Source organism: Bacteroides sp. 51 (assembly GCF_010500965.1).
Classification (GTDB): Bacteria; Bacteroidota; Bacteroidia; order Bacteroidales; family Bacteroidaceae; genus Bacteroides.
The window spans coordinates 54,287-71,299 of the sequence record NZ_QVMI01000034.1 but is presented as its reverse complement, the minus strand read 5'-3'; the positions used below and the strand labels follow the sequence as shown (position 1 = coordinate 71,299).

At 45.1% G+C, this 17,013-nt stretch carries 9 protein-coding genes and 1 tRNA gene; 4 read left to right on the top strand and 6 right to left on the bottom strand.

The window, feature by feature from the left end; genetic code table 11:
- Window positions 1-139: 139 nt before the first annotated feature.
- The 3 genes from D0T87_RS19835 to rsfS all read right to left on the bottom strand — a co-directional run bounded on the left by D0T87_RS19835 (window position 140) and on the right by rsfS (window position 3,496).
- Window positions 140-979 carry a phosphatidate cytidylyltransferase gene (locus D0T87_RS19835; protein ID WP_163177332.1) on the bottom strand — a complete coding sequence of 280 codons (840 nt, stop codon included), beginning with the start codon at window positions 977-979 and terminating at the stop codon, window positions 140-142.
- Window positions 980-1,069: 90 nt separating this feature from the next.
- Window positions 1,070-3,133: an ATP-dependent zinc metalloprotease FtsH gene (gene ftsH, locus D0T87_RS19830; RefSeq protein WP_163177330.1), complete on the bottom strand. Its 2,064-nt coding sequence runs from the start codon at window positions 3,131-3,133 to the stop codon at window positions 1,070-1,072.
- Between the two features lie 3 nt (window positions 3,134-3,136).
- Window positions 3,137-3,496 carry a ribosome silencing factor gene (rsfS, locus tag D0T87_RS19825; RefSeq protein WP_163177328.1) on the bottom strand — a complete coding sequence of 120 codons (360 nt, stop codon included), beginning with the start codon at window positions 3,494-3,496 and terminating at the stop codon, window positions 3,137-3,139.
- A gap of 167 nt (window positions 3,497-3,663) precedes the next feature.
- Between rsfS and D0T87_RS19820 the strand changes: the two genes are divergently transcribed.
- A tRNA-Gln gene (locus D0T87_RS19820) sits at window positions 3,664-3,734 on the top strand.
- Window positions 3,735-4,083: 349 nt separating this feature from the next.
- Here D0T87_RS19820 and D0T87_RS19815 read toward each other — a convergent pair.
- The 3 genes from D0T87_RS19815 to rsmA form a co-directional block, all read right to left on the bottom strand.
- Entirely contained in the window at window positions 4,084-6,078 is a 1,995-nt protein-coding gene (locus tag D0T87_RS19815; RefSeq protein ID WP_370526933.1) for a DUF349 domain-containing protein, read from the bottom strand.
- 161 nt (window positions 6,079-6,239) lie between these two features.
- A complete protein-coding gene (gene mgtE, locus D0T87_RS19810) occupies window positions 6,240-7,580 on the bottom strand; it encodes a magnesium transporter (RefSeq protein WP_163177326.1) in 1,341 nt (446 codons plus the stop codon).
- Window positions 7,577-8,371 carry a 16S rRNA (adenine(1518)-N(6)/adenine(1519)-N(6))-dimethyltransferase RsmA gene (rsmA, locus tag D0T87_RS19805; protein ID WP_163177324.1) on the bottom strand — a complete coding sequence of 265 codons (795 nt, stop codon included), beginning with the start codon at window positions 8,369-8,371 and terminating at the stop codon, window positions 7,577-7,579. The genes mgtE and rsmA overlap by 4 nt, the downstream gene beginning before the upstream one ends.
- A gap of 160 nt (window positions 8,372-8,531) precedes the next feature.
- Here rsmA and D0T87_RS19800 point away from each other — a divergent pair, with 160 nt between their 5' ends.
- The 3 genes from D0T87_RS19800 to D0T87_RS19790 all read left to right on the top strand — a co-directional run bounded on the left by D0T87_RS19800 (window position 8,532) and on the right by D0T87_RS19790 (window position 17,009).
- Window positions 8,532-9,515, top strand: a complete 984-nt coding sequence (locus tag D0T87_RS19800; RefSeq protein WP_163177322.1) for a lysylphosphatidylglycerol synthase transmembrane domain-containing protein — start codon at window positions 8,532-8,534, stop codon at window positions 9,513-9,515.
- 3 nt (window positions 9,516-9,518) lie between these two features.
- Entirely contained in the window at window positions 9,519-10,976 is a 1,458-nt protein-coding gene (locus D0T87_RS19795) for an aminoacyl-histidine dipeptidase (RefSeq protein WP_163177320.1), read from the top strand.
- 297 nt (window positions 10,977-11,273) lie between these two features.
- Complete coding sequence (locus D0T87_RS19790) at window positions 11,274-17,009, top strand: alpha-2-macroglobulin (RefSeq protein ID WP_163177318.1); 5,736 nt, start codon at window positions 11,274-11,276, stop codon at window positions 17,007-17,009.
- Window positions 17,010-17,013 lie beyond the last annotated feature (4 nt).

Below are 17,013 nucleotides of genomic sequence, written 5' to 3'. Positions count from 1 at the left end.
ATACCTGCGGCATCGTATCCCCCGCTGGCGGGGGCAGGGGGTGGATATTGTCATTATCAAATAGTTCTATATTTTAATATAGTGGGGACTCGCAATGACGTAACGAAATATGCTTATGATACACCCTCCTACAGTTTAACTATCTAAAGAAAGATATTGCAAATAAGTAAACCACGGCTGCCGGTACGGCTATCAATATACTATCGAAGCGGTCGAGCATACCACCGTGCCCGGGAAGTATTGAACCTGAGTCTTTAATTCCCAAATGGCGTTTGAAGAGTGATTCTGTCAGGTCGCCCCAGGTACCGAATACCACAATAACTGCGGCTAGTCCTATCCATTCTATGGTAGACATCACCGGGAAGTAATGTGCAAAGGCAAAGGATGAAGCTATGGCTACCACTCCGCCTCCAATAGAACCTTCCCAGGATTTTTTAGGAGAGATACGTTCGAACAGTCTGTGTTTGCCGAACAGTACGCCTACGCAATATGCCCCTGTGTCATTCAGCCAGGTGAAAACAAACACGGATAGCGGAAGAATGGCATTATATTCTATTGAATTTTCAACCTTGTCAAATTGAAATGCCAATATATTCAGTAGCGCAAAAGGAAGAGCTACATACATTTGGCTTAGCATGGTATATGCCCAGTTGTGTACCGGATTTTCTCTTTTCAGGTAGAGTTCGCTTACGATCAGGTATATCAATAAGGCCAGATAGGGGATGAATAGTGAGAAATCCGAGATATCCATGCAAAACCCCATAAAGGCAAGGAACAAGTATCCTGCTCCGAGGCTTACCATAATCCGGTTAATATTTACTCCTTCGCTCTTATTGACCAATGTGGCGAACTCGAATACACAAAGCCCGGCAATAATGGCAAACAAAAAACCGAAAGACAAAGGGTGATACAGAATACATCCTATCACTATCGTTACAAATAGTATTCCGGTTATTGCCCGTATGATAAAGTTTTTCATTTAAGTTTTTGAGTTCTTGAGTTTTTAAGTCTTTAAGTTTTGAGATAGTTTCTGAGCCTTAAGAACTTAAAAGCTCAAAAACTTAAAAACTCAAATGTTTTCTTTTTCAGCTTGTCCCGTAGCGATGTCCGTATTGATTTCCTTTTCGTCTTTTACTTCCGGTTCAGGAGACGCAGCATTTTCTTTATTTTCAGAAGCCTTGTTCTTAGCGTCTTCTTCCTGCTGTTTAGCTTTACGGTTCTTTTCGCTTTCCATGATCTCTTCCGAGCGCGAAGCCCAGGGGCGTTTACCAAAGATACGCTCTACGTCTTCGGCGTAGATCACCTCTTTATCCATCAGCAACTGTGCCAGTTCGTTATGTTCCTTCTGATGTTTCGAAAGAATTTCTTTGGCACGTGTATATTGGTTGTTGATCATGGATTGTACTTCTTCGTCAATCATCTCGGCTGTTTTTTCGCTGTATGGCTTGTTGAAGGAGTATTCGTCATTATTATAATAACACAAGTTAGGCAGCTTTTCGCTCATGCCCAGATAAGCAATCATGCCGTATGCTTGTTTGGTAACGCGTTCCAGGTCGTTCATGGCACCTGTTGAGATTCTGCCCAGGAATAGGTCTTCCGCAGCGCGTCCTCCGAGTGTGGCACACATTTCGTCCAGCATTTGCTCTTTGGTCGTGATTTGTCTTTCTTCCGGCAGATACCAGGCAGCGCCCAATGCGTTGCCACGAGGTACGATTGTTACTTTAATCAAAGGATTGGCATGTTCCAATGTCCACGAAAGTGATGCGTGTCCGGCTTCATGCAGGGCAATGGCACGACGTTCTGCTTCGGTGGTAATTTTGCTTTTCTTTTCCAATCCACCGACAATACGGTCTACTGCATCCAGGAAGTCTTGTTTCTCGACGAACTTCTTGCCGTGGCGTGCGGCGATCAGTGCAGCTTCGTTACATACGTTGGCGATGTCTGCTCCCGAGAATCCGGGGGTTTGACGTGCCAACAGGTCAATGTCTACACTGTTGTCTATCTTGATTGGGCGGAGATGCACTCCGAATACTTCTTTACGTTCGTTGAGGTCGGGCAGATCTACATGTATCTGGCGATCGAAACGTCCGGCACGAAGAAGTGCTTTATCCAGCACATCTACACGGTTCGTTGCAGCCAGGATGATTACCCCGCTGTTTGAACCGAAACCATCCATTTCGGTAAGCAACTGGTTCAGCGTGTTCTCGCGTTCGTCATTGCCCCCCATGCTTGGGTTCTTTCCGCGGGCACGTCCTACGGCATCAATCTCGTCAATAAAGACGATACATGGTGCTTTTTCTTTGGCTTGCTTGAAGAGGTCGCGCACACGTGACGCACCGACTCCGACAAACATTTCTACGAAGTCCGAACCTGCCAGTGAGAAGAAAGGTACGTTTGCTTCACCGGCTACGGCTTTGGCTAACAACGTTTTACCTGTTCCCGGAGGGCCTACCAGCAATGCACCTTTAGGAATTTTACCTCCCAGGTCGGTGTATTTCTGTGGTTCTTTGAGGAACTCTACAATTTCTTCTACTTCTTGTTTGGCTTCCGCTAGTCCGGCAACGTCTTTGAAGGTGATTTTTATGGAGCCTCCTTTTTCAAAGAGTTGTGCTTTGGATTTCCCAACGTTGAACACATTGCCGCCGGCACCGCCTCCACCACCGCTCATGCGGCGCATGAAGAAGATCCAAAGTCCGATGAGGAAGGCTATAGGAAGTATATTCCACAGGAACATACTGAAATAGTCTTTTTTCTTATCGTAGCTTATGGAGCCGTCAAAACGTGATTCTTCTCTTTCCTTTTGCAGGAAATTGTCCAGGTTTTCGCGCGATGGTGCTTCGGTTAATACCACCGGGCTTTTTCCTACTTTGGTTGAATCTTGTTTGAAGACATCCTTTACGTGTTGGGGCTTGATGAATACTTCTACAGAGTTATCATCATAGCCAATGATCTTGTTTACATATCCTTCGCGAACATACTTTTGAAATTCGTCGTAGGATACGTTCTTGTTCACCGACCCGCTTTCGTTGGTCAGGTATAGCCCCAGTAGCATCATAGCGATGATCATATACATCCAATTCAGGTTGAACCGGGGCATATTTACTTTATTTGGTTTTTTCTTATTATCTTCCATACGTTAGTCTATGTCAGGGATTGTTGTTAGTTTGGCGTCTGCCCAGAGGTGTTCGAGGTTATAGAACTCTCTGACATCCGGTAGGAATACGTGTACCAATACATCGATATAGTCCATAGCTACCCACTCGGCGTTTTTGAGTCCGTCAATCGTAATCGGTTTCACGCTCGCGCCTTTGCGGGCATGTTCTTTTATCGAATCAACAATCGCTCCAATCTGACTTGGGGAGTTACCTTGACAAATCACAAAATATTTGCAGATGGTATCGCCAATCTTGGTTAAGTCGGCTATAACAATATTTTTACCTTTTTTTTCTTGTATTCCTTCTGTTATTTTTTCGATTAATTCTTTCGTCTCGTTCATTAATACGTTTTTAGTTTTATATAGCTATAACAAGAAAGTTCTTTTCTTTGTTTTCGTTCAGAAATTCTTTCCAGTTTACAAATATACATGATTTATTGCAGAAGAGAAAAAACTATCAAAATTATTGGGGATTTTTAAAATAGTTGTATCTTTGCACACGGAATTATTGGGCTATGGTGTAATGGTAACACTTCAGATTCTGGTCCTGACTTTCCAGGTTCGAATCCTGGTAGCCCAACAAAATGTGTAAATGGCGTTGTCTATGATATAGGTTGCGCCTTTTTTAATTCCCTATCTACAAGAGTTTTTCTATTAACTTAAGGTGTTACATTGCTTATCTCCTTAAGTTATTATATTATCTCCTAGAGATAAGGTTACCATGATGTACATGTCGGTAATTGTTTCACTAGGAGATAATAGCAGTATGATGCTATGATAACCAGACTCCCATTAAGAGTTATGAGCATATCTCTTGATGGGAGTCTGATTATCTTAACATCATGGGTGAATTTAGTAAGTAAAAATGAGAAGAGGTCGGAACTTACAATTTAAGTTCCGACCTCTTACTATGTAATTTGAATGTTGTTTTAGCTTTCAGCTCTGATCGATTCGTCGATTACTTTAATTTTTTGTTCTACCAGTTCCAGATCACCTTTCAGCTTTTCAACCTTGCGGTTGATTTCTGTTAACAGGCTATTGCCCTTCTTGGACGAAGCGGTAAGGAAGCCGATATTGTTTTCGTAGGTCGACAATTCGTTTTTCATGTTTTCGCGCGTACGCGCCAATCTATCCCGCTCTTTGTATAGTGCCTGAGGGCCATCTCTTTCAATGTCGCCGATAGACGATTTGAAATTGCTTAGTTTCTTTTTCGATACGCTGATATTGAAACGTTCGAAGAGTTGGTCGATAGCGGTGTGATATTGTTTGTAAATCTTGTCTTTCTCTTTGAACGGCACATGTCCGATGGTTCCCCATTCTTTCATAAGTTCGCGAACGAGCTGTTCGGCCTCTTCGGTTTCCATGCTATCGTCAATCGCTACGAGTTGTTCGATGATAGACTTTTTCTTTTTCAGATTGTCTACCTCTACTGAGCGTTGCGAAGAAGTGGCTTTGTTTTTTTGTTCAAAGAAGTAGTCGCACGCGCCGATAAAACGTTGCCAAACGGCATCCGAGTATTTCTTTTGTACCGGTCCGATGGTTTTCCACTCTTTTTGCAGTTTGGTCAGGAGGTCTGCCGTTTCTTTCCAGTCGGTACTGTCTTTGAGGGCTTCTGCTTTCTCGCAAAGTGCTTTCTTCTTTTCGAGGTTTTCGTTCATGCCTTCTTTAAGAGACTTGAAGAAATCGCCTTTCTTTTTGAAGAACTCATCGCAAGCCTTACGGAAGCGTTCGAAGATCTTCACATTCATCTTTTGCGGAGCAAAACCAATGGTTTTCCATTTGGCTTGCAGGGCAATGATTTCCTGGGTTTGTTCCTCCCAAGCTGCGAATGTTTTCAGGTTATTGTAGTCGATACCTTCAACAATTTCGCAGATTACACTTTTCTGATCCAGATTAAGTTGTTCTACTTCTTTTAGTTCTTCGAAATGCTGCTGATGGCGACGGTTTACAACGGTCGATGCGGCTTTGAAACGATTCCATATCTCATCGCGTAGTTCTTTGGTCACCGGACCTGTATCGCGGAATTCCTGGTGCAACTTCTGAAGTTGGTGGAAGGCAGATACGACGTCTGTTTCTTCTGCAAGCTTTTCGGCAGATTCGCAAAGGCGTAGCTTGATTTCAAGGTTCTTCTTGAAGTCGTAATCGCGGAACTCGTTGTTCAGCTTCAATATATCATAGAATTTCTCTACGTAGTGCTGGTAGCTTTTCCAAAGTTCATTGGCTCTTGCCTGCGGAATAAGTTTGATGTCGTTCCATTGCTGTTGCAGCTTTTTGAACTCGTTGTATGACTTATTGGTATCTTCGGGCGACTCAACCAGTTCTTTCAATTTATCTATAATAGATAGTTTGATGGTCAGGTTTTCCTCTTTTTGTTTTTCCAGATCGGCAGCGAGTTGGCCTCGTTTTGCTTTGATGTCGCCCATAATGCTTTTGAATTCGCTTTCCAGTTCATCGGACTTGGGCATGAATTCTTCTTCGGTGCCGCCATTTTCGATGAATTGTTTCTTGTCGGCTTCCAATTTGGCGTTATGGAGTTTATAGAACGTTTGCTTCAGGCTGTCAAGTTCTTGCTTGCTTGCAGCTTCGGCATTTTGCGCTAATTCTTTCAATCTGCTTAAAATACTCTCTTTGGTTGATTTGGGGGCAGTCTCTTCTTCTTCCTGATTTTCATCAACGGCTTCTTCTACAGTAGCAACTTCATCAACGACTTCTGCTTCAGCTTCGGGCTCCTGTGGTGCTTCTTCGCTTTCAATCGCTTCCACAGCAACTGTTTCCGCAGCGTCGGCTGCTTCCATAGCCGGTGCTTCCGGAGCATCAGTAGCTTCTACAGCTTCCTTTGCCTCTGACTCGGGGATTTCAACTGCTTTTTTTTCTTTTTCTAATTCCCCTTCTAAAGGTAGGTTAGTTTCGTGAGAGTCCATCATCGTATTCAATTTTAGAGTAAGACCAAAAGGCCTTTGGTTACATTATCCCACAAATTAATGAAATAAAATAATCACTTCATAATTTTTTAGTTGAAAATTGAAAGTTGAAAGTTGAAAGTTACGATGCCGCATGGCAACTTTCAACCTTCAACTTTCAACTTTCAACTCAGAAGTACCGTGATACCCATATACAACATCATGCCGATAATGTCATTCGTGATGGCAATAAATGGTCCTGTGGCTATGGCCGGGTCTATTTTTAGCTTTTCCAGTGTCATGGGTACGAATGTTCCGAAGATGGAAGCAAACATAACTACAGCGAAAAGGCTGATGGAGACTGAATAAGTGACGGTGGCCGTTGGACCGAAGCGGACAAAATTGTAGATATATACGAGCAGGGAGATAATGGTAGCATTGATAAGCGCTACCACAGCTTCTTTAGCTATTTGTTTATACGTGTCCTTGGAGTTTAAGGAGTTGTTGGCCAACCCCTGTACCACAAGAGCGGAAGACTGCGTACCAACGTTTCCCCCTGTACCCCCAATTAAAGGAATGTAAAGAGCCATTTCCGGATGTGCGGCAAAGGTGGCGTCGAAATTCCCCAGGATCATAGAATTGCCGATTCCTCCAACCATACCGATCAGCAACCAGGGAAGGCGCGCTGAGGTCTGGCGGAAAACGCTGTCGTCCATTTCTACGTCCTGCGAAAGACCGGATGCCAACTGGTAATCACGTTCGGATTGTTCACGAACTTCATCCATAACGTCGTCGACGGTGATTTGCCCCACAAGGCGACCGATACTGTCGACTACCGGGATGGCCACAAGGTCATACTTCTCGATGGTCTGTACTACTTCGTCAATCGGAGTATCTACACGAACGGAAAGCGGGGCTTTCTTCATTACGTGTTTGACTTTGGATACGGAGGGCGAAGTAATCATCTTTTTGAGTGGGAACACGCCGCGCAGACGTTCGTCGTCGTCTATTACATATATATAATAGATGTCGTCCAGGTCTTCGGCCTGATGGCGCATCTCTTTCAGACATTCGGGCATGGACCAGTTTTCGTTTACGACCACCATTTCCGTACCCATCAATCCCCCGGCGGTGTTCTCGTCATATTTAAGAAGGTCGACGATGTCTCCGGCCTGCTCAATATCTTCGATATGCGAAAGGATTTCTTCTTGCTTGTCTTCGTCCAGTTCGCGGATCAGGTCTACGGCGTCGTCCGTATCCATGTAATCTACGAAGCGTTTGGCGATGATTTCGGGAGGGAGAATGTCTAGGAACTCCTTACGGGTATCCTCGTCCATTTCCACCAGAACGTCGGCTGCCGTTTCGTTATCCATCAGGCGATAGATAAACTTGGCATCTTCCGGGGTGAGTTCATCGCACAACTCGGCGATGTCGGCAGGGTGAAGCCCGCTGATTAACTCTTTTATCTTATCCGCCTCTTTGAGCTGAATAAGTTCTTTTATGTTGTCAATGAATTCCTCGTTCATGGGTTCCGCTCTCTCAATTCGATTTCCACCCGGTTGGTTAGTTCGATGAACTGCTGGATGGATAGTTGTTCGGGGCGTTTGGTGAATAACTCTTCTTGTAACAGCGGACTTTCCGCACCCAATATCGGTTTTATAGAGTTTCGCAGCATCTTTCTGCGTTGGTTGAAGGTTGTTTTTACGATCTGTTTAAACAATTTCTCGTCACAGCCCAGGTCTTGCACGTCGTTGCGGGTCATGCGTATGACGGCGCTTTTGACTTTCGGAGGCGGGTTGAATACATGCTCGCTGACCGTAAACAGGTATTCCACACGGTACCAAGCCTGTATCAGGATACTCAGGATGCCATACGTTTTACTTCCCGGAGGGGCGGCAATGCGTTCGGCTACTTCTTTCTGTATCATACCGGTGCAACAGGGAATCAGGTCCTTGTTGTCGAGCATTTTAAAGAAAATCTGGCTGGATATGTTGTATGGGTAGTTCCCGGTCAGGACGAATGGTTGCCCGTCGAAGAGGCGGGTGAGGTTCATTTTCAGGAAGTCGTCTTCAATGATGTGGTCTTCCAGTGATGGATACTCGTTACGGAGGTAAGCAACTGATTCGAAATCTAGCTCTACCACCTTTACCAAGCGGTCTTTCTTTACAAGGAACTGAGTCAATACACCCATTCCCGGACCCACTTCGAGGATGGGAAGCTGTGGAAATGTGTCTACCGTGTCGGCAATGTCCTGAGCGATTTTCAGATCTTTCAGGAAATGTTGTCCCAGGAATTTTTTAGGTTTTACTTGTCTCATTCCTTAATATAATTGAAGCTGAAAGTTGAATATTGAAAGTGGTTGGTTGGGTGCGAAAGATCTTACTAATCACTTTCAATTTTCAACTTTCAACTTTCAACTCTAAACTATTTTACCTAAGTTTGCAGTCGACAAAGGTAATTCTTTTAGGTGAAGATTAATGAAGAAACTACTAAAAAAGACGCTTCAATTTGCTATTCCACTGCTTTTTGGGAGTGCTATTATGGTTTGGGTTTACCGCGATTTTGATTTTTCGAAGGTGGGTCGGGTGCTGTGGTATGAGATGAATTGGTGGTGGATGCTGGCCTCTCTGGTCTTTGGGGTATTTAGCCATATATTCCGCGGATGGCGTTGGAAACAGACCCTGGAGCCTCTGGGGGCTTATCCGCAAACTGCCAATTGTGTGAACGCCGTGTTCCTTTCTTATGCGGCAAACCTGTTGATTCCCCGGTTGGGTGAGGTGTCGCGCTGTGGAGTGCTTTCCAAATATGACGGTGTATCGTTTACCAAATCGTTGGGAACGGTGGTGACAGAACGCCTGATCGACTCGCTCTGTGTGGGTTTAATTACGGCAGTGGCTATATTCACACAGTTGGGGGTGTTTAAGAGTTTCTTTAAGGAAACGGGAACCGACCTGGATTCGATTACCGATGTCCTTACATCGCCTCAGTTTTATATCATCCTTTTCAGTGTCATTGGTATCGGTATCCTGTTATACTTTCTGGTACGCGCCCTTTCTTTCTTTGAGAAAGTAAAAGGGGTGGTGTTGAATATCTGGACGGGGGTTATTTCGCTAAAAGATGTGCGGAGCAAAACTTTATTTATTCTTTATACGTTCCTTATATGGTTCTGTTACTTTATGCAGTTCTATGTGGCGTTCTTTTGCTTCGACTTTACGGGCAACCTGACTTTCCTGGCAGGTTTGGTGATGTTTGTAGCCGGAAGTATTGCCGTTATCGTACCAACGCCTAACGGAGCGGGGCCCTGGCATTTCGCCATTATCTCGATGATGATTCTTTACGGGGTTGATGCGGAGAATGCCGGAATATTTGCATTGATTGTGCACGGAATACAAACCTTTTTGGTAATTTTGTTGGGAATCTATGCTACAGTTGCATTACCCTTAATTAATAAAAAAACATAGCCTATGAAAACAATTCAGGAATTAGCGCCACAGAATGTGTGGAAACATTTTTATTCCCTAACTCAAATACCTCGTCCTTCGGGCTACATGGGTCCGGTAACGGAATTTCTGTTGAGCTTTGGTAAAGGTCTTGGCTTGGAGTCTTTCACAGATGAGATCGGTAACGTTATTATCCGCAAGCCGGCCACTCCGGGCATGGAGAACCGCAAAGGGGTTATTCTACAGGCACATATGGATATGGTTCCGCAGAAGAACAACGATACGGTGCACGATTTCGAAAAAGACCCGATTGATGCTTACATTGATGGCGAGTGGGTAAAAGCCAGAGGAACTACACTGGGCGCAGATAATGGATTGGGCGTAGCGGCTATGATGGCTATCTTGGAAGACAGTACACTGAAACACGGTCCGCTGGAAGCGCTAATCACCACCGACGAAGAAACCGGCATGGTTGGAGCCTTTGGATTGAAGCAGGGAACCGTGAACGGTGAAATCCTGTTGAACCTCGACTCTGAAGACGAAGGCGAACTATACATCGGTTGTGCCGGTGGTATTGACATCACAGCGACTATGGAGTACAAAGGCGATAAGCCGGATGACGGCGACGTTTGCATGCTCATCAACCTGAAAGGCTTACGCGGCGGGCACTCCGGACTGGAAATCAACGAAGGACGTGGCAATGCCAACAAACTGATGGTACGTATTGTACAATCGGCCATTGAGTGTCTGGATGCCAACCTGGTACGTTGGAACGGTGGTAATATGCGTAACGCTATTCCTCGCGAAGCCGAAGTGGTGTTGGCCGTATCTTCTGCGCAACAACAAGAGTTGCTTGATCTGGTAGAAGACTTTAAAGAAACGTTCGTTGAAGAATATAAAGGTATCGAAAATGATATTGTTATTGAAGCGGGTGTAGTAAACGAGAAATCGGATGTGGTACCGGTAGATGTACGCGACTCTCTGGTTAGCGCTATTCATGCCTGCCAGAATGGGGTAACCCGTATGATTCCGAGTGTGCCCGATACGGTAGAAACCTCGTCTAACCTGGCTATCATCGAAATTGACTCTACGCACGCAGCCTTTAAGATTCTGGCTCGCAGCAGCAGCGATTCAATGAAAGATTACCTGAGCGATAGTCTGGCCGACTGTTTCAAACTGGCAGGAATGAAGGTAGAAACAAGCGGTAGCTATTCGGGCTGGCAGCCCAATGTCGATTCTCCGATACTGGCAGCCATGAAGGAATCCTACAAAGAACAGTTTGGCGTTGAACCTGCTGTGAAGGTGATTCATGCCGGACTGGAATGCGGTATCATCGGTGCAAATATCCCCGGATTGGATATGATTTCCTTTGGACCAACCTTGCGCTCGCCACACTCGCCAGACGAACGGGTGTTGATTGCCACCGTTCCTAAGTTCTATGACTTCCTGGTGGCTACGCTGGCTAAGACGCCGATGAAGTAAATACGGTAACGATATATCTATATAAAGAAAGGTGGCTTAACGGTCACCTTTATTTTTGCTACCGGCATTTGTGGTGAATGCTACTGGCATCCGCATCAAATGCTACCGGCATCCGGGCGAAATGCTACTGGCATCCGACTCAAATGCTACCGGCATTTGGAAAGAAGCGAAGCAGAAAGGAAAAAACATATAAAAAGTATTAAATCCTAAACAATATTCGTTTACTTTGTCTTTCTATTATGGAATTTGTACTTCATCTGCATCTATAAAATAAAATATTAACGTAAACTATTAAATATGAAGACAAGAAGTTCTGGAATCTTAGTACTAATGTTTTTATTCGTGTTCTCAATGACGTCATTTGCCGGGACATATGATAAACTTTGGAAAGAAGTTGAAAAGGCGCAAAACAACGGCCTGCCTCAAACGGCCATAAAGTACACCGAAGATATATTCCGTAAGGCCGAGGCCGAAAAGAATTCGGGACAAATGCTAAAAGCGTATACCGCCCGTGCGGGATATCGCCAATCCATCGCCCCAGACAGTTTCTATGTCGACCTGAAAAAACTGGAACAATGGGCCACCACCACAACCATACCCGAAGATTGTGCGGTTCTGCATACACTCATCGCAAAAACCTATAGCGATTACGCCAGTCAGAATCAGTACAACCTGCTGTGGCGTACCGATGTAGTCGATACCCCCTCGGATGATATGCGCGAGTGGAGCAAAAACCAGTTTGTACAAAAGGTACTCGATCATAGCCATGCGGCTTTGGAAGATTCGGTACATTTGTTCGCACTGTCCACCCAGAAATATATTCCTTTTGTAAAGCAGCAGGAGTACAGCCGTTACTACCACCATAACGTGTACCATCTTCTGGCATCCTATGCCGTGGGTTCGATGAAGAATATATCGGCGTTGATGCCCGATACTGTCGTGACAAAAGAAATAGCAGACGTTTACTTGAGCCTCAACAAAATGTACCGTAAGCAAGATAATAAAGATGCTTTGGTGCTGCTGGCCCTGGAAGGTCTGGAATGGCGAAAAGGAACCGGAGGAATCTCTTCCGATACCTATCTGACGAATATCGGCCATCTGATTACCCTCTCCGGCAGTCGTGAGGTTATTGTTGAGGCCTATCTGGCAAAAGCCAGAGAACTGTTTGACCGGAATAAAAAAACAGAAGCACTTCAGGTATGCAAGGATGTAATCGCCAAATACCCCAAATACGAACGCATAAATGCAGTGAAAGAACTTCAGGAACAAATCCTGAGCCCTTCTTTATCGGTAAATATGCCGGCGATAATGTACCCCGGCGATACACTCTCATTGCGGGTTTATCATACCAACCTCGACGGATTCTCGGTTCACCTGTATAAAGTCGATCTGCCGGGAAGCTCACCCTTGCTTGCTGATATCCAGAAAGAACAAAACCGTAAGAAATACACAAAAAAGATATCCTCACAACATTTCAATCTGGTTCGTCCGGTAGATTATTTGCAGGCCGATACCGTTTGCCGGTTGGTCACTCCCCAGGAAGGTACTTACCTGGTAGAGATTGTTCCTGATAAAGCAACGACAACCAACCAGGTGTCTCAACTCCTGTCCGTGACCCGTTTAACCCTGCTCTCGCGCACCTTGCCCAACAATCGCTTCGAGGCCGTGGTGCTCGATAGTAAGAGCGGACAGCCGGTTGCCGATGCAACCGTCCAACTATTCACCATCAATAAAGGAAACAGAATATTAAGCAAATCGGTAACCAGCAATGCCGACGGACGTGCCGAACTCGACTGGAATACAGAATATCGCCATATTGGAGTAGAAAAAGGCACCGACAACGGCTATGCCATACAATGGGTTCGCAGGGGAGGATACATATTCTCTGACCAGCAAACCGAAAACCAGGTAATTACTTTATTAACAGACCGTTCCCTGTATCGCCCCGGCCAAACCGTCTACCTGAAAGGAATCGTATACAATCAACTATCCGATACAGCCAATGTAGTGGCCGGAAAAGAATATACCGTTTCTTTGTTAGATGCTAACAACCGTGAAATCAACAAAGCAACCCTGCGTACCAATGACTTCGGATCATTCACTACCGAATTCGTTCTGCCTTCCGGCGGATTGAATGGAGTATACTCTTTACGTGCGGAAGATACCTGGGTAAGTTTCCGTGTAGAAGAATACAAACGCCCAACGTTCGAAATCACCCTAAACAAACCGGAGGGAAGCTATAAAACAGGCGATGCCATCAAACTAACCGGATTGGCTAAAACATACAGCGGAGTACCCGTACAGGAACTTCCCGTTCAGTACGTGGTCACCCGTAGCATGTATGGCTGGTGGGGACAGTATTACAACGCCAACACCACGATAGACTCCGGCGAAGCCCAACTCAATGATGCCGGCGAGTTTACCCTGCCCATCACCTTGAAGCCGGATAAAGACTATGCCCTGGATTACGGATACTATATCTTCAGCATTTCCGCTACCATAACGAACGTGGCCGGCGAAACCCAAACCACCACTACCACCGTTGCCGCCGGCAACCGCTCATTGCTGCTAAGTGTAGATATGCCCGGGCTAATGAATAAAGATGAAGACATCAAACTCACCTTTAATGCCCGCAACCTGAACAACCAGCCGGTGAGTGTGAAAGGCGAATATAAACTTTATCCGTTTACCGACTATAAATCAGGCAAACTGGCGAAGGACCCTGCATATACAGGTACGTTCACATCGAACACAAATACCACCCTTACCGAATGGAAATCATTACCATCGGGTGTATATAAACTCATGCTTACCGCCAAAGACGAACAAGGACGCGAAGCAACCTATGAAGCCGAAACCGTACTGTTCTCTCTCAACGATAAGAGTCCGGCCAAAAAGGTGGGAATATGGTATTATGGCATAAACACACAATTCGACGCCTCCCAGTCAGCCGAGTTTATCTTCGGTACATCAGATAAAGATGCATATGTCCTGATGGATGTATTCTCAGGCACCAAGCGATTGGAAAGCCGTTCGCTTCGTCTGTCCGACTCTGTGATGCGTTTCACTTATCCGTATAAAGAAGAATACGGCGATGGGTTAAGTATAACCTTCTGTTATGTGAAGGATGGACGGCCTTATACACAGCAAGTTAATCTCTCAAAGAAGATGCCGGACAAGAGGCTGAAACTTTCCTGGAGTGTATTCCGCGATAAACTTCGTCCCGGACAGCAGGAAGAGTGGAAGCTGACCATTCAAAAACCGGATAGTACATTTGCCGATGCCGAATTGCTGGCTACCATGTATGATGCCTCATTGGATCAGATATGGAAACACGAGCAACTGTTGGATGTCCATTATTCACGGATGATTCCTTCCAGGATTCTGGATACCTATTATGCAGGCAACAGATATTATAACTTCTGGTTCAAACAGAAACAATACACCTATCCGCAAATGTTGTTTGATATCTTCTGGATGGATCAGCCGGGGGTTAACCTTCAAATGGCGAATGGTGGAATTATGGTTAGAGGTTATGGCAGTTCTAAGCAGATGTCGCGTACAGGAGCTGTTATGCTGAAAGATGATATGGCTTCGGCAGCTGAATCTGGAATGCTTTTAGAAGTTGCCGACTTGGCAGAATATTCAGTTGATCAGGATAAGGCAAGTGCTGTTGATAATATAACAGAAAAACTCCCCGAACCCACAGGCGATCTGCGTACCAACTTTGCCGAAACCGCTTTCTTCTACCCACAACTGCGTACCAATGAAAAAGGCGAAGTCGTTGTTGCATTTACCATGCCCGAAAGCCTTACCCGTTGGAACTTCAAAGGATATGCACATACAAAAGGCATGATGAACGGAATGATCAATAGTCAGGCAGTAACCAGCAAAGAGTTTATGCTTACCCCTAACCTGCCACGTTTTGTACGGGTAGGAGATAAGACCTCCGTATCTGCTTCCGTAGCCAACCTTACCGAAAATGCAATTAAAGGTAATGTGGTATTTACCCTCTTCGATCCGTTGACAGAGAAAGTCATTGCCGTACAAAAACAAAAGTTCACCGCCGAGGCAGGTAAAACTATGGGAGTAAACTTTACGTTTGCTGCTACCGATAAATACGATTTGTTAGGTTGCCGGATCGTTGCCGAAGGGGGTAGCTTTAGCGATGGCGAACAACACCTGCTCCCGGTATTGAGCAATAAAGAAAGAGTAATCGAAACCATAGCCATGCCGGTACGTGGCAACCAAACCCGCGAGTTCTCCCTGGCAGAGCTGTTCAACAACAACAGTAAAACCGCAACAGATCGTAGCCTGACCGTAGAATTCTCCGGTAACCCCGCATGGTATGCTGTCCAGGCACTACCATCTTTGAGTATGCCAACCAACGATAATGCCATCTCCTGGGCAACAGCCTATTATGCCAATACGCTGGCTGCATATATAATGAATAGCCAACCGCGCATAAAAGCCGTATTCGATGCCTGGAAGAAGCAAGGCGGTACCAAAGAAACATTCCTGAGCAATCTGCAAAAGAACCAGGATGTGAAGAACATCCTGCTGGAAGAGTCGCCCTGGATTATGGAGGCCAAAACAGAACAAGAGCAAAAAGAACGTATTGCTACCTTGTTTGATCTGAACAACATTCAGAATAACAATATAACCGCCCTCAATAAGCTCAATGACCTGCAACTCACCGATGGCTCATGGACTTGGTATAAAGGGATGAACGGAAGCCGTTATATCACCAATTATGTGCTTCAACAGCTTGTACGCCTGAGTGCTATGACAGGCAAACCCCTTGATGAAGATGCTCTGGCTATGCGTAACCGTGCATTTAACTACCTGCATAAAGAAGCATTAAATGAATACAACCTCATTCGTAAGTCTGAGCAGAAAGGCAGCAAGTCTACAGGTGTTTCGGGTAATACATTACAATACCTTTATCTTGTAGCAATCTCAGAAGAAGCCATCCCGGCCGGAAACAAAGCTGCCTACGATTACTTCCTGAACAAGGTAAAAGAGAACATATCATCAAAAGGTATGGTAGAAAAAGCAGTTTCGGCTGTCATTCTGCAAAAAGCGGGGCGTCAGGCTGATGCTAAAGCATTCATAGCCTCATTAAAAGAATACACCACGCAAACCGATGAACAAGGCATGTTCTTTGCATTCAACGAAGATCCTTACTCCTGGTCTGGTTTGAAAGTTCCTGCCCATGTTGCCGTAATGGAAGCGATGGATATGGCCGGAAATGATGCGGCAGCTGTAGAAGAAATGAAGTTATGGTTGCTGAAACAGAAACAAACCCAGCAATGGGATTCTCCTGTATCTACCGCAAATGCGGTTTATGCACTGCTGTACAGAGGAACCAGCCTGATCGAAAACCAGGGTGATGTACGTATCACATTGGGCGGCAAAGTCATGGAAACGTTAGCTCCGATGAACTCGACCGTTCCCGGCATAGCTTATATCAAAGAAACGATTACGGACAAAAGTGATCTTTCGAAGATAAAGAAAGTTGTGGTAGAGAAACGCGATGCCGGTATTGCCTGGGGTGCTGTCTATGCCCAGTATGAGGAAGATATAGATAAAGTTACCTCTCATAGCGAAGGCTTACAGGTAGAAAAGAAACTTTATGTAGAAAGAGTCGTTGGTGATAAGAAAGAACTATTACCCATAAATGCCGATAACGGGCTTAAAGTTGGCGATAAAGTAGTATCCCGTATCACCATTAAACTAGACCGGTCAATGGATTTCGTTCAGTTGAAAGACCAGCGTGGTGCTTGCTTTGAACCAATCGGTAACCTTTCCGGTTATGTGTGGAACAGAAATACAGGCTATTATGTAGCGGTAAAAGATGCCTCTACCAACTTCTTCTTCGATTCATTGAGTAAAGGGGTCTATGTATTGGAACATAGTTATCGCGTAAGCCGCACCGGAACATACGAAAGTGGATTGGCTGTTATTCAATCAGCCTATGCACCTGAATATGCTGCACACTCGGCATCGGTAGAATTGAACGTTGAGAATTAAAAAC

Coding starts and splice junctions, on each gene's coding strand:
- D0T87_RS19835 (WP_163177332.1), bottom strand. CDS start 979: ATGAAAAACTTTATCATACGGGCAATAACCGGAATACTATTTGTAACG.
- ftsH (WP_163177330.1), bottom strand. CDS start 3,133: ATGGAAGATAATAAGAAAAAACCAAATAAAGTAAATATGCCCCGGTTC.
- rsfS (WP_163177328.1), bottom strand. CDS start 3,496: ATGAACGAGACGAAAGAATTAATCGAAAAAATAACAGAAGGAATACAA.
- D0T87_RS19815 (WP_370526933.1), bottom strand. CDS start 6,078: ATGATGGACTCTCACGAAACTAACCTACCTTTAGAAGGGGAATTAGAA.
- mgtE (WP_163177326.1), bottom strand. CDS start 7,580: ATGAACGAGGAATTCATTGACAACATAAAAGAACTTATTCAGCTCAAA.
- rsmA (WP_163177324.1), bottom strand. CDS start 8,371: ATGAGACAAGTAAAACCTAAAAAATTCCTGGGACAACATTTCCTGAAA.
- D0T87_RS19800 (WP_163177322.1), top strand. CDS start 8,532: ATGAAGAAACTACTAAAAAAGACGCTTCAATTTGCTATTCCACTGCTT.
- D0T87_RS19795 (WP_163177320.1), top strand. CDS start 9,519: ATGAAAACAATTCAGGAATTAGCGCCACAGAATGTGTGGAAACATTTT.
- D0T87_RS19790 (WP_163177318.1), top strand. CDS start 11,274: ATGAAGACAAGAAGTTCTGGAATCTTAGTACTAATGTTTTTATTCGTG.